Origin of the sequence: Amycolatopsis decaplanina DSM 44594, from assembly GCF_000342005.1 — a bacterium.
Taxonomy (GTDB): domain Bacteria; phylum Actinomycetota; class Actinomycetes; order Mycobacteriales; family Pseudonocardiaceae; genus Amycolatopsis; species Amycolatopsis decaplanina.
On sequence record NZ_AOHO01000014.1, the window covers coordinates 129,840 to 151,081 of the forward strand.

Consider the following 21,242-nt stretch of genomic DNA (forward strand, 5'->3'; position numbering starts at 1 on the left):
GCGTGTACCTCGCCCTGATCATCGGGGCGCTGATCCTGCCGGCGCCCGCCATCGGTTCGTTCATGTCCCCGGACGCGGACTGGACCACCGTCCTGATCTTCCCGGTCGGGACGTACATCCTGCTGGCGATCGGCCTGAACATCGTCGTCGGTCACGCGGGCATGCTCGACCTCGGTTTCGTCGCGTTCTTCGCGATCGGCGCCTACACCCTCGCCGTGATGGGTACCAAATACGGCTGGGGTTTCTGGGGATGCCTCGTACTCGGCATCTTCCTGGCGGCGATGTCGGGGGTGATCCTCGGTGCTCCGACGCTCCGGCTACGCGGTGACTATCTGGCCATCGTGACGCTCGGCTTCGGTGAGATCGTCCGTATCACCGCGACGAACACCGACGGCATCGGCGGTGCTCGCGGTATCACCAACGTCCCGCACCCGGAGCCCATGTTCGGGACCGAGTTCCTGCTCGACCCGGCGCCGTACTACTACCTGATCCTGGCGGCGATCGTGATCGCGATCGTCTTCTCGGTGCGACTGCACAAGAGTCGTGTCGGCCGGGCGTGGGCGGCGATCCGCGAAGACGAGGACGCCGCCGAGCTGATGGGTGTCCCGACGTTCAAGTTCAAGCTGCTGGCGTTCGCCATCGGCGCCATGCTCGGCGGTATGGCCGGTGTGGTCTACGCCAGCAAGGCCGTCTTCATCGAGCCGAACAACTTCCCGTTCATCCTGTCCGCGACCATCCTCGCGGCCGTGGTGCTCGGTGGTGCGGGCAACCTGCCCGGCGTCATCCTCGGCGCCTTCCTGGTCGCCTGGCTGCCGGAGCGGTTCCGGTTCCTGTCCGAGTACCGCATCCTGATCTTCGGTGGCGTGCTGGTGCTGATGATGGCGCTGCGGCCGGAGGGTCTGCTGCCGTCGCGGCAGCGCAAGGCGGAACTACGAGAAGGAACGGGCGGGATGGGTGCCATGGGTGCCGAAGTCGCGGGTCCGGATTCCGAGGCTTCGGCGGAGGTGACGAAATGAGCGCGCTGCTCGAATTCGACAACGTGACGATGCGCTTCGGCGGTGTCACGGCCTTGAAGGAAGTCAACCTCACCATCAACCAGGGTGAGATCTTCGCCCTGATCGGCCCGAACGGCGCGGGGAAGACCACGGTCTTCAACGTGATCACCGGCGTCTACCGGCCGACCGAAGGCCAGGTGCGCTTCGGCGACACCCGGGTCGACGGGATGAAGCGGTTCAAGGTCAACCAGGCCGGGATCGCGCGGACATTCCAGAACATCCGGCTGTTCCACAACATGTCGGCGCTCGAGAACGTGATGGTCGGTGCGGACTCGCACCACAAGACCGGCGCGATCTCGGCGACACTCGGCTTGCCCATCCACCGCAAGGAGGAGAAGCGGGGCCGCGAGCTGGCGAGGGAACTGCTGGACTTCGTCGGGATCGGACGGGTCGAGCACAACACCGCGAAGAACCTCTCCTACGGCGACCAGCGCCGACTGGAGATCGCGCGTGCGCTCGCGACCGACCCGAAGCTGCTGCTGCTCGACGAGCCCGCCGCCGGGATGAACCCGGCGGAGAAGAACTCGCTGCAGCAGCTGATCCGCAAGATCCGGGACGACGGCCGGACCGTGCTGCTCATCGAGCACGACATGGGCTTGGTCATGCAGATCGCCGACCGGCTGGCCGTGCTCGACTTCGGCCAGAAGATCGCAGAAGGGCTCCCCCACGAGGTGCAGAACAACCAGAAGGTGATCGAGGCTTACCTGGGGGTGGCGGAAGATGCTTCTTGAGGTTCAGGACATCAACGTCCACTACGGGAAGATCGCCGCGCTCAAGGGAATGAGCATCGAGGTCGGCGAGGGCGAGGTCGTTTCCCTCATCGGGGCCAACGGCGCCGGCAAGACCACGACGCTGAAGACGATCTCGGGCCTGCGTCCGCTGACCAGCGGCCGGATCCTCTTCGACGGCAAGGACATCTCGAAGACACCCGGCCACAAGCGGGTCGAGCTCGGGATCGGCCAGTCACCGGAAGGCCGGGGTGTGTTCCCCGGTATGACGGTGCAGGAGAACCTCCTGATGGGTGCCTACACCCGCAAGGACGACCTGAAGGCCGACCTCGAAGAGGTCTACGAGCTGTTCCCGCGGCTGAACGAACGCAAGACCCAGTTCGGCGGCACGATGTCCGGTGGCGAGCAGCAGATGATCGCCATCGGCCGCGCGCTGATGACCAAACCCAAGGTGCTGCTGCTCGACGAGCCGTCCATGGGCCTGGCGCCGATGCTGATCGCGCAGATCTTCGACATCATCCGCGAGATCAACAAGCGCGGGACCACGGTCCTGCTGGTGGAGCAGAACGCGCAGCAGGCGCTGAAGCTCTCCGACCGCGCGTACGTGCTGGAGACCGGTGAAGTGGTCAAGAGCGCCCGCGGTGCCGAGCTGCTGGACGACCCGCAGGTGCGGGCGGCCTACCTCGGTGGTGACCTGGGCGTCTGACGCCTTTGAGAAGGGCCCCGTCGCTTCTCGCGGCGGGGCCCTTTCTGCTTGGTGAGGGGTACGGGTGTCCTGTCGGCAGCCCAAGTCCGTGAGGGCCTCCTTGAGGGACTCTGGGTCCCTCAAGGAGGCCTTCACGGACCGGGGTCCCGGCTCAGCCCAGCCTGATGTCCGTGCCGGTGAGGTTCTTCATGTCGGTCAGCGTCGGACCGCCGAAAGCCCGCAGCACCACGGGTTTCGCCTCCTTGGGAAGGTCGAAGTAGAGGTCGAACTCGACCCGCACACCGCGCCCCAGCTCGAACTTGTCCGGCTGCCGCTTGATCGTCATCGCCTGGTTGTCGACCGCGATCACCGAACCGGAATCGGTGATCAGTTGCTGGCGCCGGGTGTCGAAGAGGATTCCGGACAGGCCCTTTCCGGTCACCACCAGCCGGAGCCGGACGAACTGCCCCTTCGCCTCGAACTCGGCGTGGCTGCCGGTGAGGCTGGGCAGTCCGGCGGCCAGCCCGATGAGGGAGAACTCCGTCTCCCCGTTGAGCGCGGGCGGCAGGTGCAGCGCGGTCTCGTCCGGCCGGACCTCCCGTGCGGGCAGGTCGTAGACGGGTTTGGCCGGCGTCCGCGGGGGTTCTCCGCCGGAACACCCGGCGAGCAGGAAGAGGGCCGAGGCAGCCAACGCCAGGCACTTTCTCATCGGGCGACCTCCACGCTCAGGTACGGCCACACGCCGACATCCGGCAGCCGTGTCGGGCCGACCTCCTCGCCTGACAGGAAACGCACCGTCGTGCCGGTCGTTCCGTCGTCCGCGATCGGTGTCAGATCAGTGACCGGAACGCCACGTTCGTAGCGTTGTGTCCAAGAGCCGTTGTGTCGCCGGTTGGTGTGCACGAGCCAGTCGCTCAGCGCGGCGACGACCGACACGCCCCGACGCGGATGGCCGTCCGGCAGAGTCTGCGCACCAGGGAAGTCGAAGAAGCGCAGATCCTTGGTCGACATGACCGGTTTCTTCACGAAGCCGCCGTGCCCGTCGGCGCGGGTGTCGGTGCCCCGCCCGTCGTCCGCCACGGAGACCGAGCCGTCGGAATGGACCGTGACGACGGCATGCCCGCCGCCGCGGCTTTCGGCTTCCTCCGCCGCATAGGCGAGCACTTCGAGTACGAGATGCGACACTCCACCGGGAGCGAATTCGCCCGCGTTCCGGCGGATGACCGCCAGATGGTCGAGGTCCACCGAAGCGGCCCAATCGTGCGTGGTGTTGCGCCATCGGGCTTCTGCGTCGCTCATCCTGCAGATTCTGCCTGCTCCCCAGCCACTTGTGCGGCTTTCCCGACGTTGGGGTACAACCGAAGCCGTGGCCCCGACTTTGTGCTCCGATCTGTCCCCCGCCGACTGGATCTCGTCGAGCGACCTGCCGTGGCAGCGGCTGGTGACCTTCGGGCCCGCGGGCTTCGACGGTTACGCGCGGCTGCGTTTCATCCCCGACCCCGCGTTCGACGGTCAGCGCGAGAGTGCTCCGAGACGGCCGCCCCGGAGCACGAACTGCTGCGGGTTCTCTTCGGAGTCCTGGCAGCGCACACCAGCACTCCGGACGACTGCTATTTCTGTGTCTGGGACGGCTACGGTGACATGTCCGGGAGCCCGAAGGTCGTTGTCCCCCACCGAGAGTACTTCCTCTTCAGCGGGCGGCCGGCGGACGCGGGCTTCTGGGGGACGCCGGGGCCCGCCTTCGTCTGGCCGGCCGACCATGCCTGGTGCGTGGCCAAGGATGTCGATCCGCATTGGGCGGGTATCGGTGCCACCGCGACGACTCTGGACCGGCTCGTCGCCGACCCGCGGCTGGACATCGTCGCCGCGGACCCCGATCGGGAACAGCCGGCGTACCGCTGATCAGCAGTCTTCGATATGTCCGGCCTGGCTCGTGAGTGGTGAGGACGGTTAGAACCGTCCTTACCACTCACGAGAGGCTCAGCCGATGCCCGCGGCGAAAACGTGCATCGCGGTGTTGGACGGAAGCGTCACCGCGACGACCTCCTTGCCCGCGGTCAGCGGGACGGAGTTCGCGAACACCCGGTACGGCGTGGTCGGATACGCCGCCCCGCCGCGGGTGTTCTTGCCCATGACGGTCGCCACCGTCGTCGCGCCGTACTGGGCCGGATCGGCACAGCACCAGTTGGGGAAGCCGAGTTCGGCTTGGCTGGTACTGCCGTCCGCGTACCGGACGACGACAGTGCCCTTCGCCGTGCCCGTACCGGTTCCCGTCAGCACGAGCTTCGCCCCGGTGCCACGCACCGCGATCGTCTGGCCGGACGCGAGGACGTTGTCCTTCTGCCCGGCACCGGTCTCCGGCCAGGTCAGCTGAGCACCGAGAGCGGAGAAACCCGCGCCGGGCTTGAGACCGGCTTCGGCTAGGCCTTCCGCCCGGAAACTGCTGCCGCCGCCGTCGATGTCCCCCACCGCGACGTGCGCCGCGTCGGTGACGCCGACGTTGCCGTAGGCCGCGGCCAGCGAACCGTGCGGGACGGTCACCGTCACCGAGTCGGTGACCCGGTTCTCCCCGAGCCGCGCCTTGTAGGACGCCGACGCGGTGAGCTGGTAGTCGTCCGGTTCGATCCCCGCGTCCGGCGTCACCTTCACCGGGACCCGCACGGTCTCGCCGGGCATCACCAGCCGTGGCCCGGCGGGCACCTCGACACGGAAGCCGTTGGCGGGCAGGGAGAACGTGACGTCCCGGACCGGAAGCGGCGTGCCGTTGGTGAAGCTCAGCGTGCCTGTCGCGGTCTGCCCGGGGCCGGCGACCGCCGGTACGGACAGGGCGACCGAGCCGTTGCGGTCTTCGGGGAAGATGCCGCCGACCGCGCTCGTGCCGAACAGCCGGACGTCCTGACGGTCACCGGCGCCGATCTTGCCGGTCTTGACCCGCGCGACCCCACCGGTGGCCGGGTCGAACCACCAGCCCGACGGCGCCGCGTCCAGTTCGGCCTTGCTGCCGTACTGTCGCAGGATCGAGGTCCCGGCCAGCACGGTCGCGGGCTTGCTTCCCGTGTGGACGGTCAGCTGGTAGTTCCGCGACGCGGGCTTTCCGGCGTAGGAACCGGAACTGGCACCGATCCCGACCGTCACCGTGCCGAGGCCGGACGTCGGCGCGTCCACGGTGAACGTCTGCTTCGCCTGGTCACCGTTCTTGTACGCCCTGGTCACGCCGTCGTCCTCGGTGAGCGTGAACGAGCCCTTGCCCTGCGGGTACACGTCGAGGTCGAGCACGCCCTTGTCCCGGGTCTGCCACGACTTCGTGCCCTCGGCCCACATCGGCACCACGGCCCCGGCGCGGACGAACAACGGCAGCGTGTCGAGCGGCGCGTCATAACCGTCCACAGTGGTCGGACCGGTGTAGGTCTTGCCGCTCCAGTAGTCGACCCAGGTGCCCTTCGGCAGGTAGATGCCGTTGCGGACGGTGGAGTTCTCGTACACCGGCGCGACCAGGAAGTCCTTGCCGGACAGGAACTCGTACTTCGCCTTCTCGCCCCACACGTTCGGGTCGTCGGGGTATTCGAGCGCCAGCGGGCGGACCTGACCGACGCCGGTCCGGTGCGCCTCCACCGAATGACTGTAGGTGTAGGGCAGCAGCCGCTCCTTGAGCAGCAGGTACTTGCGGTTGATCGAGGTGTACGGCTCGCCGTACCGCCACGGCTGCTTGTCCGACGCGGCCCAGCCGTCCATCGTCATCGAGACCGGCAGGAACGCCTTCCACTGCAGGTCGCGGACGTAGGTCTGCGGGCTGCCGCCGAAGATGCCGTCGATGTCGCCGGTGTTGTACGCGATCCCCGACGTCGTGGCGCCGGCGTAGGTCGGGATCTGCCACTTGATGTAGTCGTAGGAACCGGCCTGGTCTCCGCTCCACAGCACGCCGCATCGCTGCGCGCCCGCCCAGCTGACCGGCGTCCAGACGAATCCGCGCGCGTCGCTGTTGTCCTCGATGCCCTTGTGCGCGGTGTCGCACGCGTCCAGCGCGAACTGGTACCCCGGGCCGACCCACGCGACGTCGAGTTTGCGGACGCGGACCCCGGCCTTGACCTCTTCGACCTGGTTCGGCACGCCGTTCTCGGTCCACAGCCCCAGTTGCATGCCGTTCTTGCGCAAGCCTTCGCCCGTCTGCTGAAGGTTTTCGTATCCGCAGCCGTAGCCGTCGTTGACGAGCATCCAGCCGTTGGGCATCCCGTGCTCGGTGTACCCCTCCGCGACCTTCACCGCGTCCAGCGTGTGCCGCTCACCGCGGTTGGCGTTGTGCAGGTAGCAGTCGGCGTCACCGTGTTCGAGCCCGTAGAGCGGTGGCAGGAACGGCTTTCCGACCAGGTCGGTGTAGCCGGAGATGACGTCCTTGAGCCCGTCGCCGACGACATACGTCGCATCGAACCGGCGCTCGTCGTGGGTGGTGCGCACCGGCTCGGTGAAGGCGTAGGTGCCTTGCGCGAAGGTGTTGCGCAGCACGCCGTATCCCGCCGTGGAGGCGTAGAACGGCTGCGAGTTCGGTGCCCCGCCGTCGTTCCAGTTGTAGTCTGCGAAGACCCGGATCGTCTGGTCACGGTGGCTGAAGCGGCCGTTCTGCTCGCCTCCGCCGACGAACTGCTCGGTCGCCGTCCGCGCCAGGGTCTGCGTGGTCTGCTTGCCGGTCCAGGACAGCGGCGCCGACTCCTCCCAGAGCCGCTTGCGATCCGCGCCGTCGTACAACGCGAGCCGCATCGGGTGCTTGTACGCCCGAAGCGTCGCCTTGGCCGTGGAAACCGCCCAGTAGTCCCCCTTGTCGGTCTTCTTCGGCGTGACCTCGCCGGTGCGCGGCAGCACGATCTTGCTCCCGGCCGGATCGGTGAACGTGCCGTCCGGCGCCAGCCAGACGCGGACGGCGCCTTCGGCCGGAAAGCTGACGCGCACCGCGGCGCTTCCCGAATTCAGGGTGACCGTGGGGCCGTCGGCGGAGATCCCGGTCAGGTCGCCCAGCTTGCCGGACGACGCCGCGGCCGGAGCGGCGTGGGCGGCGACCGGGGAAAGCCCGAGAAGGGCCACTGCAGCCAAACTACTCAGGGATTGCGCAACTCTGCTCATTCAAGACACCTTTCGCGCATGAATACGCAATAGGGTCTCTGTATAGCGCACGGTTCGCGCAAAGTCATCCGCCGAAGCGGTGCTGCCGACTTTCGTATGCCCCAAGTACGTGAAGGCCCCCTTCATTGCGCCTAACGCCAGGGGCCCGGCAAAGTCGCATAAACGCCGGCCGATGTCGCTCTTGGCGATTCGAGGTGGACCTCCGAACGGGGCAGATGACAGAGGGCTCGAACCGACGATGTCCACAAAGGACGCTAAATGACAGATAGATGTCCGTTTTATGCTTATCTGTACGATTTTTGATCGGGGTCGTGAGTGACAAAGAGGGTTCTAACCCTCCTTGCCACTCACGACCCCTTCGCAAAATGCCCGAATCGGGCACGGTCACCTCGAAAGTGTCCTCTGTAGACAGTCGAGAAGGTGTCGGGCCACCGTGACGAGCCCCTCCATCACCCAATTGACCAGCGGATAGAGGACTTTGCCGAGACCCTGGCGCTTAACGCAATGAAGGGGGGCCTTCACGTACTTGGGCGGGAAGCGGTCAGACCGCCTGGACTTCGACCCCGGCCGCCTCGAACGCCCGCAGCACCTTCGGGTCGGCGTTGGAATCGGTGATCAGGGCGTGCACCTGCGTCGTCGCACAGATGCGTGCGAACGCGCGGCGGCCCAGCTTCGAACCGTCGGCCACCGCGACGACGCGTTCCGCCCGTTCGACCATCAGCCGGTTGATACTCGCCTCGCCCTCGTGATGCGCGAAGGCGCCGGCTTCCGCGTCGAACGCGTCGACCCCGAGGAACAGCAGGTCGATCGTCAGTTCGCTGAGCACACGGGTGGCCAGCGGACCGCTGAGCTCGAACGACTGCGGACGCGCGACACCGCCGGTGACCACGATCTTCACATGCGGCCGGACCGCCAGTTCGTGCGCGATGTTCAGCGCGTTGGTGACCACGGTCAGCCCCGGCGAGTCACCCCGGCCAGCCAGATCGGACCGGGTGGCCAGCGACCGCGCGACCCCGGCCGTCGTCGTCCCGCCGTTGAGGCCGACCACCATGCCCTGCGCCACGAGCGCCGCCGCGGCGACGCTGATCCGCTGCTTCTCGGGCACGTGCCGCGCGGTCTTGTACCGCAACGGCAGGTCGTAGGCGAGATCGTTGGCCACCGCGCCACCTCGGGTGCGGGTGAGCAACTGCTGTTCCGCCAGGTGGTCGAGGTCGCGCCGGATCGTGGCCGCGGAGACGTTCAGCTCCTCGGCCACGTCCTCGACGTCGATCTTCTCCCGCTGCCCAAGCAGGTCCAGCAGGGTGCTCAGCCGTTCGTGCCGGGCCATCGGCGCCACTCCTAGCTCGCTGCGGCCTATCGCGCATGACGTTGCGCTGTTGGCCACTGTTTCGAGCAGTATGCTGCATCGCGGTTGTCCGCCGCGAGCGGCACGCCGGTCGAGTGGCCCGGCCGGTCACTTCATCCGGAAGTCGTGGTTTCCGGGCAGCGGTTCATCCGAAACCGCCGCCCAAGTGTCCGACAAAGACGTTTCCCCTTCCCTGATGTTCGCGACCTCGAAACCGGTGTCGTACACGGCCTTGGCCCCGGCGAGGTCGCCGAGGGCGAGCCGGGTACGGGCGGTCAGCAGTGCGATCCGCCCCTCCACGGGCAGTCCGTCCAGCAGTTCGCTCGCTTCGTCCGGGAGTCCCGCGGCGAGTTGCGCCGCGATGGCCTCGACGACCAAGGGACGCAGTGACGGCGCCAGAGCGACCGCTCGCCGGTACAGCCAGGCGGACTCGTGCCCGGCCGTGGCGACCGCGAGATTCCGCAGCGCCCAAGGGTTCTCGTCCGCCGAGACGGACTCGCGCCAGGCCCGGACCGCGTCCGAGTGCCGTCCGGCCGCCCAGTGCGCGACACCGCGGTGGTACCAGGTCAGCCAGTTCTTCGGAGCGTACTCCAGGAAATCCGCCCAGTACCGGTTCACCAGCGTCGGCGGGGGCACGACGAGCGGATCCCCATCCGGCGGCGTTCCGTCGAGCAGCGCGAGCCACGGCTCCTGGTCCGGCCCGAGCGACTCGTCCGGGAACGGCGTGCCGGGCAGGCACATCGGTGCGCGCCGGTTCTCCAGCGCACCCCAGCCGGAACCGGTGGCCAGGAAGGATTCCGGCGTGACGTCGGCGACCTTCCGCCAGGCGTCGTGGTACTCGTCCATGGCCTCCGCCGACGGCAAACCGGCGACGACGGCTTCTCGGGCCTCCGCCCAGTCGTCCCCGTGCACCACGGCGGGATCCGCGGCGACCGGGCCATAGGCCTCCAGCCAGTCCCAGCTCTCCCCCGGCGGCAACCGCAGATGCTCGAGCTGGGTGCGGGCCAGACCCGCCTGGATCTCCAGGTAGCCACCGGCGCCGGGCGCCAGCCACTCCTGCCAGCGACGCCCGCCGGCGGACTCGCCCCACAGGAACAATTTCCGGCCGCGCAATCGACCGGTGGACAGCTGGGCCAATCCCGTCCCGTCGCTTTCGACGGCCGCGACCCACGGCCGCCCGGTCACCTCGAAGAAGTAGTCCGCCGCGGCTTCCGCGCGGGCCGGGTAGGTCAGCTCGCCGGGCACGTCGACCAGGTCGAGCCGTCCCGAATAGCCGTAGTGCCACGCCTGGGTCGCGGGTGCCAGCACCCGGGTGCCCTCGTTCTGCGGCACCGCGATGTTCGACCACCAGTACACCGGGACGTCGTAGGGATGCGGGTTCCGCACCCGCACCGCCACGAGCAGGTGTTCCGAGTCGGCGGGCAACCAGAAGTCGATCTGGTACGGCAGGTCGCGGGTGCGTTCCCACTCCCACAACCGCAGCACCGGTGTGCCGTCCGGGCCCTCGATCTCCGCGGCGAACATCGGCTCGCAGGTCAGCGTCGTGTGCCCGGTGCTCCCGAGGTTCCATTCGACGCCGCCGGCGAACCACGCGTCCCGCAGGGCCAGGTTCGCGGGCTGGAACACCGGGTTGCGGTAGAGCAGTTCGCGGCCGGACGCCTTGTGGACCAGCGAATACAGCCGCCCGCCCAACCCCGGCAGCACGGTGGCGCGGAGTTTGTCGTTCTCCAGCACCAGCGCCGGGAGCTCGCGTTCCGCGCGCTCGCGGGTGTAGCCGTCCTGCAGCAGGCACGGCAGTGGGGTGTCGAGTCGGCCGTAGCCGACGTTCTCCGCCAGGTCCGGCGGCAGCTCGTCCACATTGGACACCTTGGCGACCGCTTCGGGTTTCCGTAGCGGCGGCAACGGGTTCTCCGGACCCAGCTCGGCGGCCGGGAGCACCAGACCGGTGCGGTACAGGCGGGTCATGCGTCCGGGAGCCGGTCGCCGGTGGCGGCGTCGAACAGGTGCACCGCACCCGGTTGCGGCGTCAAGGAGATCGGCTCGCCGCGCTGCCACGGGGCCATGCCCGGGGTGCGGACCGTCAGCACGCGGTCGCCGTCCCGGCAGTAGAGATACTGGTCGCTGCCCAGTTCCTCGACGACCTCGACGACGGCCTCGAAGCCGCCGTCACCGATCGTCCAGCCCTCGGGCCGGACGCCGACGACGATGCCGGGGCCGGTCAGCGCCGAGCGCTGCGCCGGGGTCAACGGCAGCCGCGTGCCACCCGCGACGGCACCACCGGCATCCACAGTGGTCTCCAGCAGGTTCATCGCGGGCGAGCCGATGAACCCGGCGACGAACACGTTGACCGGCTTGGCGAACAGTCCGACCGGAGTGTCGCACTGCTGCAGGATCCCGTCCTTCAGCACGGCGACCCTGTCCCCCATGGTCATCGCCTCGACCTGGTCGTGCGTGACGTAGAGCGTCGTGATGCCCAGCCGCCGCTGCAGGGACGCGATCTGCGTCCGGGTCTGCACCCGGAGCTTCGCGTCCAGATTGGACAGTGGTTCGTCCATTAGGAACACGCTGGGCTCGCGCACGATCGCCCGGCCCATCGCGACGCGCTGCCGCTGACCGCCGGACAGCTTCGCGGGCTTGCGGTCCAGGTACTCGGTCAGGTCGAGGACGGCGGCGGCCTCGCGCACCTTGCGTTCGCGTTCGGCCTTGGGCATCTTCGCCAGCTTCAGGTGGAAGCCGATGTTCTCCCCCACCGTCATATGCGGGTAGAGCGCGTAGTTCTGGAACACCATGGCGATGTCCCGGTCCTTCGGCGGGAGTTCGGTGACGTCGCGGTCGCCGATGTGGATGGAGCCGTCGTCGACGCCTTCCAGTCCGGCGAGCATCCGCAGCGTGGTCGACTTCCCGCAGCCGGACGGACCGACCAGCACGAGGAATTCGCCGTCGGCGACCTCGAGGTCGAGACCGTCGACCGCGGGACGTTCCACCCCGGCGTAGAACCGGGTGGTGTCGGAGAAGGTCACGGTGGCCATCAGGTCCTACTTTCCGGCGCCGAGGGTCAGGCCGGTGATGATCCGGCGGGCGAGCACGAGGTAGAGCACGAGCATCGGGAGCACGACGATCGCCACACCGGCGATCAGGCCGCCGTACTCCGACTGGTAGCTCGCGGCCCCGTAGAAGGTGAAGAGCGCGCGGGAAAGCGTGAAATGCGCCTGGTCCTTGAGGAACACGATCGCCAGCAGCGTCTCGTTCCACAGGCCGATGGCGTTCAGCGTCAGCGCGGTGATCATGCCGCCGCGGGTCAGCGGCAGCATGACCGAGAAGAACGTGCGCATCGGCGACGCGCCGTCGAGCGCGGCCGCCTCCTCCAGCTCGTCCGGCAGCGACCGGAAGAACCCGGTCATCAGAAAGACCGTGAACGGGATCGACAACGCCACGTACAGCACGAACAGGCCGTACTCGTTGTCCAGGTGCACTTTGCTGAGCACCACGAACAGCGGGATGATCACGGTCTGGAACGGCACGCCCATGCCGATCGCGACGACGTTCGTCATCGGCCCGGCACCGCGGACACCGAGGCGGGTCAAGGCGTACGCGCAGGGCGCCGAGACGGCGACCGTGACGACCGTCGCCAGCCCGACCAGGACCACGGTGGTGAGCACGGCCTCGCCGAAGCCGGCGTTGTTCCAGGCGTAGATGAAGTTCCGGAACGGCTTGCCGACCTTGAACCACTGGTACGGCAGGTCGAACGGCTTGGTGAAGATCTCCACCGGCGTCTTGAACGACGCCGTGAGCAGCCAGTACAGCACCAGGATGTTGCCGGCGGTGAACAGCCACACGATCGTGGAACCCAGGACACGCAACGGGCTGAACCGTTTGGAACCGGGCGCCGGCCGCGGTTTGCGCGGCGGCTTGCGCACCGGTTTCGCCGCTCGCCGCGGGGGCGCTTCGACGTCGGTGACGGACATTTCGTCTCCCTCAAAACTGGATCGCGTCACGGCGCATCAACCGGCGGAGCAGGACGACGAGCACGGACACCAGCGTGATCATCGCCACCGCGCAGGCGCACGCGGCGCCGAAGTCGGGGGTGCCGTTCGAGCCGAAGGTCCGGTCGAACACGTAGATCCCCAGCGTCCACGCCTCGTTGGGCGGGGCGTAGGTGCCCGGACCGGCCAGTACGAACACCAGCTCGAAGATCTTGAGCGCGTTGATCGTCCACAGCACCCCGGCGACGCCGACGACGTCCCAGGTCATCGGCAGCGTGATGTTCTTGAACTTCTGCCACGGCGACGCGCCGCCCAGTTCGGCGTCTTCGTAGAGATACGGCGGGATTCGGTCGACCGCGGCCATCAGGATGGTGATGTAGAAGCCCGAACTGGCCCAGATCAGCGAAGCCGTCACCACACCGGTCACATTGGACGGTGCGAGGAACTTCGCCGCGTCCGCGCCCAGGCTTTCCAGCACGTAGTTCGCCAGGCCCTGTTTCCCCGGCTGGTACTTGAAGACGAAGCCGAGGAACATGCCGAGCGCGACCGGCGCCACGATGTTCGGGAAGAACAGGATGGCGCGGACGATCTTGCCGCCCTTCATGTCCCGCAGCACCATGGTGAACAGGAACGCCAGCGCGAAAGTGCCGATCCCGCCGAGGAACACGTAGATCAGGGTGTTGCGGAAGGCGTACTGGAACGAGTCGCTCGCCCACATCTGCGTGTAGTTGGTGACGCCGTTGGGTTCCGGCGTGTCCCCCGCCCCGGCCCAGCTGGTGAAGCTCAGCACCACGGTCGCGATCGTCGGCAGTACCAGGAAGGCCAGGTACAGCACGAGCGCCGGCGCGGCGAACGGCCAGAACAGCCGTTTCTTGCGGCGCAGGTGTGCCCCGGCTTTCACCGCCCTCGCCGACGGTGTCATCGGCGTCGTGACCGTGGCCATCAGCCCTGGTTCTTCCAGAACTCGGCGCCCTTGGTGGCGAGCTGGTCCACGAACTGCTGCGGGGTGATCTGCCCCTTCAGCAGCGCGATGTCGGCGGGGTCGAAGACGTCGGTCTGCCATTTGCCACCGGCGATGCCGTCGATCCCGTCGTACTGCAGGACGTGTTCCTTCTTCGGGTCGTCCAGCGCGGCCTTGACCTGCTTGAGGTCGTCCGGCACGGCGAGGTCGGCGCGCGGCACGAGGTTGTCGGCCACCACCGGGATCCCGGCGAGCAGGTCCTTGTTGAGGAAGTAGGCGATGAACGCTTTGGCCGCCTCGGCGTGCTTGGCCTTCTTGGTCACCGAGAAACCGATCGACATCTGCTCGACGGTGTCGTGCGTGGCACCCTCGGGCATCGGGAACTGGAAGGAGCCGTAGTTGATCTTCGTCCCGGCGCCCTGCTTGTCCAGGTACTCACGGGTCTCGCTCGGCGCCCAGCTGCCGACGTAGAGGAACCGGGAATCGCCGTCGGCCCAGCGCTGCTGCACCTGCGGGAACTTCGCCGCGTCCCAGCCGTCGATGAAGTACTTGGGCAGCTTCGCGGTTTCGGTGGCGGCCTTGAGGAAACCGGGATCGGTCTTCCACGCCTGGCCGGTCTTGTCGGTCGCCGCCTTGTAGAGCCCGCCCGCGCCGACGTACCGTTCGGCGAGCTGGGTGTAGAAGTACATGTTGTAGAACGGGATGTCGCCGTCGAGGCTGATGGCGGCCTTGCCGTCGGCCTTCGCCTTGTCGAACAGGCCGATCAGCTCGTCCATCGTCTTCGGCTGCTGGATGTCACCGGCGGTGTCCTTGTTGAACCACCAGGCGCTCGACTGGATCGTGTACGGGACCATGAAGTTGTGGCCCTCGCGGTCCTTGTTCTGCGGGAAGTCGTACGAGCTGGGCGAGAGCACGTCCTTGACGGTCTTGTCACCCTCGCCGACCTTCATCGCGAACACGTCGTCGACACTCTGCGTGCCGCCCGGCGTCATGACCGCCGCGCCGACCTTGCTGACGTCCTGGTCGAACAGGTCCGGCACGGCGTCGGTGTTCAGCGCGGGCACCAGGTTCTGGGTGTAGGCCTTGCGGCCCAGCCACTGGACGTCGACCTTGACACCGGTCTTCTCCTGGAAGCACTTGAAGGCCTTCTGGAGGACCTTGCCCTGCGGCTCGTCGGCCGTCCACATGGACCAGTACGTGAATTCCTTGTCCGTCGTGGGTTTCACCCCCGCCTCCGGACAGGGTGCGTTGAGGAACTGGTCGACGCCGGGGAGCGCGTTCTCCCCGGTGCCACCGGCCGTGTCCCCGCCGCCGCATCCCGCGAGCAGGAGCGCCGCCCCTGCCGTCAATGCCGTGAGCCTGCCTACCCGCATCCGCCACCACCTGGATCGAAGATCACACAAGTTCTGCTTGTTCTTGCGCAGTTTTGTGAGGTTTCACGCACATGTCAACACTCAATCGCGCAAAGTCTGCTCAATCGTCACCTTGACCGGTTCAACATGATCAAGCTTGAGCACTTCCAAGAGCCGCCGCACCTCGACGGCGACCGCGGCGCGCCCGGCACCGAGGTATTTCCGCGGATCGACGCGCTCCGGATGCGCGCGCCAGTCCTCCGCGGCGGCCGCGGTGAACACCTTGTTGAGCTGGGTGGCGATGTTGATCTTCGTCATCCCGGCCCGCACCGCCTCGGCCAGCCCGTCGTCCGGCACTCCCGACGAGCCGTGCAGCACCAGCGGCACCGGCACCCGCTCCCGCAGGCGCGCGATCAGCTCGAAGTCCAGCGCGGCGTCACGGGTGAGCATGGCGTGCGAACTGCCCACCGCCACCGCCAGCGCGTCGATCCCGGTGGACGCGACGAACTCCGCCGCCTCATCCGGATCGGTGCGCGCGCCGGGCGCGTGGACGCCGTCCTTGCCCCCGACCTCGCCGAGTTCGGCCTCGACCCAGACCCCGTGGTCGTGGCAGTACGCGGCGACTTCTCGCGTGGCGCGCACGTTGTCGGTGTAGTCCAGTTTGGACGCGTCGAACATGACGGATCCGAAGCCGAGCGAGACCGCCTCGCGGACGAGATCGGCCGATTCGGCGTGGTCGAGATGCACCGCGACCGGCGTGCCGGCTTCCCGGGCCGCGGCCAGCGCCGCCGCGCCCACAGGCGCCAGCGAGCCGTGGTACTTCACGGCGTTCTGGCTCAGCTGCAGGATCACCGGCGTCCGCGCCGCGGCGGCGCCGTCCACGATCGCGCTGATGTGTTCGAGCTGGATCGCGTTGAACGCGCCGCAGCCGTACCGGGCCGCCGCGGCGGCTCCGACGATCTCCCCGGTTCCTGCCAGAGGCATGACTTCTCCTAGTCCGGGCGGGCGCGCACGGCGACCAGCCCCTGTTCGGCTTGGTAGTGCGCGAGGTCGACGTCCCCGGCGAGCGGGCCGAGCACGGCGGCCCCGGACAGCGCGACGGCCCGGCGCAGGATGTCCGGCCACGCTTCGCCGCGGCTCAGCCCCAGCGCCAGCGCCGCGACGACGGCGTCACCCGCGCCGGTGGTATTGCCACGGAGCACAGTGGACGGCGCCGCGTGCCAGCTGCCGGATCCGGTCACCGCCAGGAGCCCCTCGGGGCCCAGTGACACGACGACGGCGCCCGCCCCGGCCTTGCGCAGTTCGGCCGCGGCGGCCACCGGATCCCGCAGGCCGGTGACCTCACGCAGTTCGTCGGCGTTCGGTTTGACCACGGACGGCTTCCCGGCCAGTCCGGCGAGCAGCGCCTCGCCGGAGGTGTCCAAGATGGACGGTGCGTCACCGAAGAGGCCGGCGTATCCCCCGGCTCCCGGCGGAAGGCTGCCCGAGCAGACGAGCACGTCCGGTTTCCGGGCCCGGACGGCCGCCGCGAGCGCTCGCCATTCGTCCTCGGTGAGCCGCGGCCCGGGCTCGTTGAGCAGCGTGACCGATCCGTCGTCCGCCAGGACCGTGGTGGTGCGCCGGGTCTCCCCGCCGATCGGGACGACATCCGCGGCGACCCCCACCGCCGTGAGGTCCTCCACGACGGCGGATCCCGTCGCACCACCGGCGGTCAGGACCGCGCGGACGTCGGCGCCGAGCGTGTGCAGCACGCGGGCGACGTTGACGCCCTTGCCGCCCGCCCGGTGCCGCACCTCCCTCGCCCGGTGCACGTCACCGGGCCGCAGACCGTCCACCGTGTACGTGACGTCCAGCGCGGTGTTCGGCGTGACGGTGACGATCACGGCTGCCTCATTGTCTGGTGGTGAACCCGCGACCGCGATCGACGTCGGCAGGACGCTGCCTGGTCTTCCCTGTCACGGATGTGGATAGGGCGCCCTGCCACCGCGATAGCGGGGCCTTCGGCCGGGGCGGGTTCACGCGTCCGGTCACTTTCCCGAATACCTCGCAGCTCCGCCAACGGGCCTTCAGGTCAGGACGACGGAACGGGTGAGGCTGCGGGGGTTGTCCGGGTCGAGACCCTTGCGGGCGGCGATGGCCCCGGCGACGCGCTGCGCGCGGACCAGGTCCGCCAGCGGGTCCAGGCCGCTCTCGACGAACAGGCCGCCCGCGCGGGCGACGTCGTCGGCCAGCCCCTCCGGCGCCTGCCCGAACATCCAGGTCACGCGGCCGGGTTCGCTGATGCTGATCGGCCCGTGCCGGTAGTCCCACGCCGGGTACGACTCCGTCCACAGCAGGCACGCCTCGCGGAACTTGAGCGCGGCCTCGTTCGCGATACCCACGGACCAGCCGGTGCCGAGGAAGCTGAACTGCTCCGCGCCGACCAGTTCGTCGGGCAACGGTTCGGCGAGCACGCGTTCGGCCTGGTCGGCGACCGCGGTCAGATCCTCGCCGAGGTGCGCGCGCAGCATCGCCAGCGCCGTAGTCGCGAAGCGGGTCTGCACGACCGAGCGTTCGTCCACGACGGACAGGTCGACGATCGTGTCCGCGGCGGCCTCGATCTCGCGAGGTACGCCGGTGATCGCGATGGTCGGCGTCTTGCCCCGCAGTTTCGCCAGCAGGGCGTGGACCTCGGTCGTCGTACCCGACCTGGTCAGCGCCACGACGTGGTCGTAGCCGCGAGCAGGCGGGAACTCGGACGCGGCGAAGGCGTCGGTCTCGCCGAGCCCGGCGGACTCGCGGAGGACGGCATACGCCTGGCCGATGAACCACGACGTGCCGCAGCCGACGATCGCGACCCGCGCGCCCGGCGGCGGCAACAGCTCACTGTTCGCCGAGGCCAGCGCCGCCGCGTCCCGCCAGCGGCCGGGCTGGCTCGCGATCTCCGCCGCCATGAAGGTCCCGCTCATGAACTCCCCATCCGTGCCAGTTGTGCGCAATAGCTGTCACGTTAGGTGCAGTTTTATGCAACGTCAATGCTCTATAAGCGCAGTTTCATGCATTTGACCCGCTCAGATGTGCAGGATGAGCTGTCGCCTACCGTGGACGGAGGCGGATCGTCCCGGTGGCCGCGAGCAGCGCGATCGACCACGGCGTCGTCCTCACCCAGGACCTCTGCGATGTCTGCGCGGTCTCCTGCCGGCGGGTGACCGGCGTCACTCCGCGAGCTGTCACAACCTCTCCGTCCGGATCGTCATGTGTGCAGAAACCGACGGAGAGGAAAGATCATGGAACCGCGAGTCAACCTGTTCGAGAACGAAGTCATCGTCAAGTACGTCAAGCGTCTCGGCGCCGCGAACCGGCCGATCGAGGAGTCCTCGCTGCCGCACGCGACCCAGGAACTGGTGAAGCTGCGCGCCAGCCAGATCAACGGCTGCGGCTTCTGCACCGACATGCACAGCAAGGACGCCGCGCACGCCGGCGAGACCTCCGTGCGGCTCAACCTGGTCGCCGCGTGGCGGGAGGCGAACGTGTTCACCGAGGCGGAGCGCGCGGCCTTGGCGCTCACCGAAGAGGGCACCCGCATCGCCGACGCGCACCACGGTGTCAGCGACGAGACCTGGGCTCAGGTGCGCAAGCACTACGACGACGAGCAGATCGGCGCCCTCATCGCGCTGGTCGCCACGATCAACGCGTACAACCGGCTCAACGTCATCGCCCGGACCCCGGCCGGCGACTACCAGCCCGGCATGTTCGGCTGATCCTCGCGTTCACCGACAACAGGATCGCTTCACCGGACAACGATCGAGGCGCTTCGGGCTGCTAAACCTGCGGATACCAGTGATCCGGAGGTTCAGCCCGTGCGACTCGACGTCCGCTTCTTCCCCGTGACCGGGACCCATCGGCTCAGCACCGACCTCGTCGGGCTCCGCGCGAACTTCCACTACGGCTCCGGGAACGTGCTGGAACAGCACTACGCGGACAGGACGACGATGATCTGGACCGGCGTGTCCGGCGATTTCGCCGGTGTCCGGCAGAAGGAGGCGACACTGCGCGTCTTCGAAACCGGCCCGGCGCAGTATTTCGTCACCTGGTACGAAACCGGAACCGTCGCGACGGCCGCGCACGGCGAGATCTTCGACGGCGGCTATCCCATCGCGGTGATGGCCGACTTCCGCCGCTTGGTCGCGACGGCGGCTTATACGAACCCGCGTGAGGACGGCGGACAGTATTTCCTGGTCGACCAGGCGACGATCGAGATCGTGGAACGGCCGCATGGGTGGCCTTCCTTTCCCGCGACAAAGTTCCCCTCCGAAAGTTAACCCGGAGCGCTCGCCGGGTATCAGGGGGATATGAGTCGATCAACGGTCGAGCATCCGTCCCGATCGAAGAGCCGGCATCTGACGGTGCCGCAGGGCGTCGCGCTGTACGTCGGCGCGGTCCTCGGCACCGGTCTGCTGGTCCTGCCGTCACTGGCTGCCAAAGCGGCCGGCCCGGCGTCCATACTCGCGTTCCTTGTCCTGGTGCTGGTCTCCGCGCCGGTCGCGGCGACCTTCGGTGCGCTGGCCGGACGGCATCCGGACGCGGGCGGCCCCGCGACGTTCGCCTTGCGAGCGTTCGGGCCGAAGACCTCGGCGGTGACCGGATGGTGGTTCTATTTCGGCACCCTGGCGGGCATGCCCGCGGCCAGTGCTTTCGGGGCGGCTTATGTCACCGAACTGGTCGGCGGCGGCCGGACGACGACGATGGCCCTGGCGGCGGTCCTGATCCTCATCGCCATCGGAGTCAATGTGTTCGGTGTGCACCTGTCCGGCCGGGTGCAATTGGTGCTCACCGGTTTCCTGACCATTCTTCTGGTCGGTGCCGTGGTGCTCGCCGCACCGAAAGCGGACACCGCCAATCTTCAGCCTTTCGCGCCGCACGGATTCGCCGGTGTCGCGACCGCGATCAGTCTGCTGGTGTGGTCTTTCACCGGTTGGGAAACCGTCACTCATCTGGCCCCCGATTTCCGGAAACCGAAGCGGGACATGCCACTCGCGACGGGAATCTCCATTCTCATCATCGGCGTGCTTTACCTCGCCGTCGGCGGGATGACGATCCTCGTGCTCGGACCGCGAGCCGGTGAGACCCAGGCGCCGCTGGCCGCGATGCTCGGGGAAGGGATCGGGACCTCCGTCCGTGTGGTCGCCGCGGTGATCGCCGTCGTGGTCACGCTCGGGGTGCTCAACGTCTTCGTGGCGAGCATGGCGAAGCTCGGCGCCGCGCTGGGCCGCGACGGCGCGCTGCCGCGGTGGCTGGCCAAAGGCAGCCAATCAGGTGACGTGCCGCGGCGCAGCCTGCTGGTGGTGACGGTGGGGACCGCGATCAGCTTCCTCGTCGCGATCCTCACCGGTTTCGAACTGGAGCAGGCGCTGCGCGCGGAGAACGCCTGTCTGATCGGGATCTATCTGGTGGCTATGGCCGCCGGGGTCCGGCTCCTGCCGTCCGGTGGGAAGCAGCGGTGGCTCGCCGTGCTCGCGACGGTCCTGGTGTTCGGCGTCCTCGTTCTGGCCGGCTGGTATCTGCTGTTCGCCGCGGCGCTGGCGCTGGGGGCGCTGGTGTACTTGAAGTTCTCCAAGCACTCCGGTGCGGGGGCCGCGGAAGAGCGTTAGCCGCTGGGTCCTTGGCCCACTGTCCGTGAAGGCCTCCTTGAGGGACTCTGGGTCCCTCAAGGAGGCCTTCACGGACTCGCGTGACCTCAGGCGGCGACGGACTTCGCCAGGTCGAAGTACTCCTTCAGCGGCATGGCCACCATGCTTTCGGTGCGCATCGAACCCGACTGGGCGATGAGCGACATCGCGCCGAAGGCGGCGCGCGGGTCGTCGTCCAGCTCCAGGATGATCAGGTAGTCGTATTTCCCGAGCAGGTTCCACGCGGTGACGATCCGGACTCCCTGTTCCTCGAGACGTCCGGTCAGTTCGGTGAACCTGGCCAGTTCCTCCGCTTCGGTCTTGCAGGCTTCATCGGTCGCGTTGGCGAGGACGACGGTGTGCACGACGCACT

20 protein-coding genes are annotated in these 21,242 nt (G+C 68.1%); 7 read left to right on the top strand and 13 right to left on the bottom strand.

Annotated features, from left to right (window positions below; translation table 11 throughout):
* Nucleotides 1–2: 2 nt before the first annotated feature.
* The 3 genes from H074_RS00960 to H074_RS00970 are packed head-to-tail and all read left to right on the top strand — an operon-like array spanning nucleotide 3 to nucleotide 2,489.
* Nucleotides 3–1,016, top strand: a complete 1,014-nt coding sequence (locus H074_RS00960; RefSeq protein ID WP_007028138.1) for a branched-chain amino acid ABC transporter permease — start codon at nucleotides 3–5, stop codon at nucleotides 1,014–1,016.
* A complete protein-coding gene (locus H074_RS00965) occupies nucleotides 1,013–1,786 on the top strand; it encodes an ABC transporter ATP-binding protein (RefSeq protein WP_007028139.1) in 774 nt (257 codons plus the stop codon). The genes H074_RS00960 and H074_RS00965 overlap by 4 nt, the downstream gene beginning before the upstream one ends.
* Nucleotides 1,776–2,489, top strand: coding sequence for an ABC transporter ATP-binding protein (locus H074_RS00970; RefSeq protein WP_007028140.1), 714 nt, complete (start codon nucleotides 1,776–1,778; stop codon nucleotides 2,487–2,489). The genes H074_RS00965 and H074_RS00970 overlap by 11 nt, the downstream gene beginning before the upstream one ends.
* A 151-nt stretch (nucleotides 2,490–2,640) precedes the next feature.
* Here the strand turns inward: H074_RS00970 and H074_RS00975 are convergent, their stop codons facing one another.
* Nucleotides 2,641–3,177: a hypothetical protein gene (locus H074_RS00975; protein ID WP_007028141.1), complete on the bottom strand. Its 537-nt coding sequence runs from the start codon at nucleotides 3,175–3,177 to the stop codon at nucleotides 2,641–2,643.
* Complete coding sequence (locus tag H074_RS00980; protein WP_007028142.1) at nucleotides 3,174–3,767, bottom strand: ATP-binding protein; 594 nt, start codon at nucleotides 3,765–3,767, stop codon at nucleotides 3,174–3,176. Before H074_RS00980 ends, H074_RS00975 begins: the two co-directional genes overlap by 4 nt.
* Before the next feature lie 342 nt (nucleotides 3,768–4,109).
* On the opposite strand from H074_RS00980, the gene H074_RS41360 reads away from it, so the two are divergent.
* Complete coding sequence (locus H074_RS41360) at nucleotides 4,110–4,370, top strand: hypothetical protein (protein WP_007028143.1); 261 nt, start codon at nucleotides 4,110–4,112, stop codon at nucleotides 4,368–4,370.
* 78 nt (nucleotides 4,371–4,448) lie between these two features.
* Here the strand turns inward: H074_RS41360 and H074_RS00990 are convergent, their stop codons facing one another.
* The 10 genes from H074_RS00990 to H074_RS01035 form a co-directional block, all read right to left on the bottom strand.
* Nucleotides 4,449–7,541: a TIM-barrel domain-containing protein gene (locus H074_RS00990; protein WP_007028144.1), complete on the bottom strand. Its 3,093-nt coding sequence runs from the start codon at nucleotides 7,539–7,541 to the stop codon at nucleotides 4,449–4,451.
* A gap of 580 nt (nucleotides 7,542–8,121) precedes the next feature.
* Nucleotides 8,122–8,907 (bottom strand): DeoR/GlpR family DNA-binding transcription regulator, encoded by a 786-nt coding sequence (locus tag H074_RS00995; RefSeq protein ID WP_007028145.1) that lies wholly within the window; start codon nucleotides 8,905–8,907, stop codon nucleotides 8,122–8,124.
* Nucleotides 8,908–9,033: 126 nt separating this feature from the next.
* Nucleotides 9,034–10,890, bottom strand: coding sequence for a DUF5107 domain-containing protein (locus H074_RS01000; protein ID WP_007028146.1), 1,857 nt, complete (start codon nucleotides 10,888–10,890; stop codon nucleotides 9,034–9,036).
* On the bottom strand, nucleotides 10,887–11,954 hold the full coding sequence (locus H074_RS01005; RefSeq protein WP_007028147.1) for an ABC transporter ATP-binding protein: 1,068 nt from the start codon (nucleotides 11,952–11,954) through the stop codon (nucleotides 10,887–10,889). Before H074_RS01005 ends, H074_RS01000 begins: the two co-directional genes overlap by 4 nt.
* A 6-nt stretch (nucleotides 11,955–11,960) precedes the next feature.
* Entirely contained in the window at nucleotides 11,961–12,890 is a 930-nt protein-coding gene (locus H074_RS01010) for a carbohydrate ABC transporter permease (protein ID WP_007028148.1), read from the bottom strand.
* A 10-nt stretch (nucleotides 12,891–12,900) separates the two neighbouring features.
* Entirely contained in the window at nucleotides 12,901–13,851 is a 951-nt protein-coding gene (locus H074_RS01015; protein ID WP_007028149.1) for a carbohydrate ABC transporter permease, read from the bottom strand.
* The gene (locus H074_RS01020; protein WP_039921124.1) at nucleotides 13,851–15,242 is read right to left on the bottom strand and encodes an ABC transporter substrate-binding protein; all 1,392 of its coding nucleotides are present in this window, start codon (nucleotides 15,240–15,242) and stop codon (nucleotides 13,851–13,853) included. Before H074_RS01020 ends, H074_RS01015 begins: the two co-directional genes overlap by 1 nt.
* Nucleotides 15,243–15,323: 81 nt before the next feature.
* Complete coding sequence (locus H074_RS01025; RefSeq protein WP_007028151.1) at nucleotides 15,324–16,205, bottom strand: class II fructose-bisphosphate aldolase; 882 nt, start codon at nucleotides 16,203–16,205, stop codon at nucleotides 15,324–15,326.
* 8 nt (nucleotides 16,206–16,213) lie between these two features.
* A complete protein-coding gene (locus tag H074_RS01030) occupies nucleotides 16,214–17,104 on the bottom strand; it encodes a 1-phosphofructokinase family hexose kinase (RefSeq protein ID WP_007028152.1) in 891 nt (296 codons plus the stop codon).
* Between the two features lie 183 nt (nucleotides 17,105–17,287).
* The gene (locus H074_RS01035) at nucleotides 17,288–18,169 is read right to left on the bottom strand and encodes an SIS domain-containing protein (protein ID WP_007028153.1); all 882 of its coding nucleotides are present in this window, start codon (nucleotides 18,167–18,169) and stop codon (nucleotides 17,288–17,290) included.
* A 318-nt stretch (nucleotides 18,170–18,487) separates the two neighbouring features.
* On the opposite strand from H074_RS01035, the gene H074_RS01040 reads away from it, so the two are divergent.
* From H074_RS01040 to H074_RS01050, 3 genes are all read left to right on the top strand, one after another.
* Entirely contained in the window at nucleotides 18,488–18,961 is a 474-nt protein-coding gene (locus H074_RS01040; RefSeq protein ID WP_007028154.1) for a carboxymuconolactone decarboxylase family protein, read from the top strand.
* Nucleotides 18,962–19,060: 99 nt separating this feature from the next.
* The gene (locus H074_RS01045) at nucleotides 19,061–19,522 is read left to right on the top strand and encodes a MoaF C-terminal domain-containing protein (RefSeq protein WP_007028155.1); all 462 of its coding nucleotides are present in this window, start codon (nucleotides 19,061–19,063) and stop codon (nucleotides 19,520–19,522) included.
* Between the two features lie 30 nt (nucleotides 19,523–19,552).
* On the top strand, nucleotides 19,553–20,851 hold the full coding sequence (locus H074_RS01050) for an APC family permease (RefSeq protein WP_039921127.1): 1,299 nt from the start codon (nucleotides 19,553–19,555) through the stop codon (nucleotides 20,849–20,851).
* An 86-nt stretch (nucleotides 20,852–20,937) separates the two neighbouring features.
* On the opposite strand, the gene H074_RS01055 is transcribed toward H074_RS01050, so the two are convergent.
* Complete coding sequence (locus H074_RS01055) at nucleotides 20,938–21,234, bottom strand: GYD domain-containing protein (protein ID WP_007028157.1); 297 nt, start codon at nucleotides 21,232–21,234, stop codon at nucleotides 20,938–20,940.
* Between the last annotated feature and the right edge of the window lie 8 nt (nucleotides 21,235–21,242).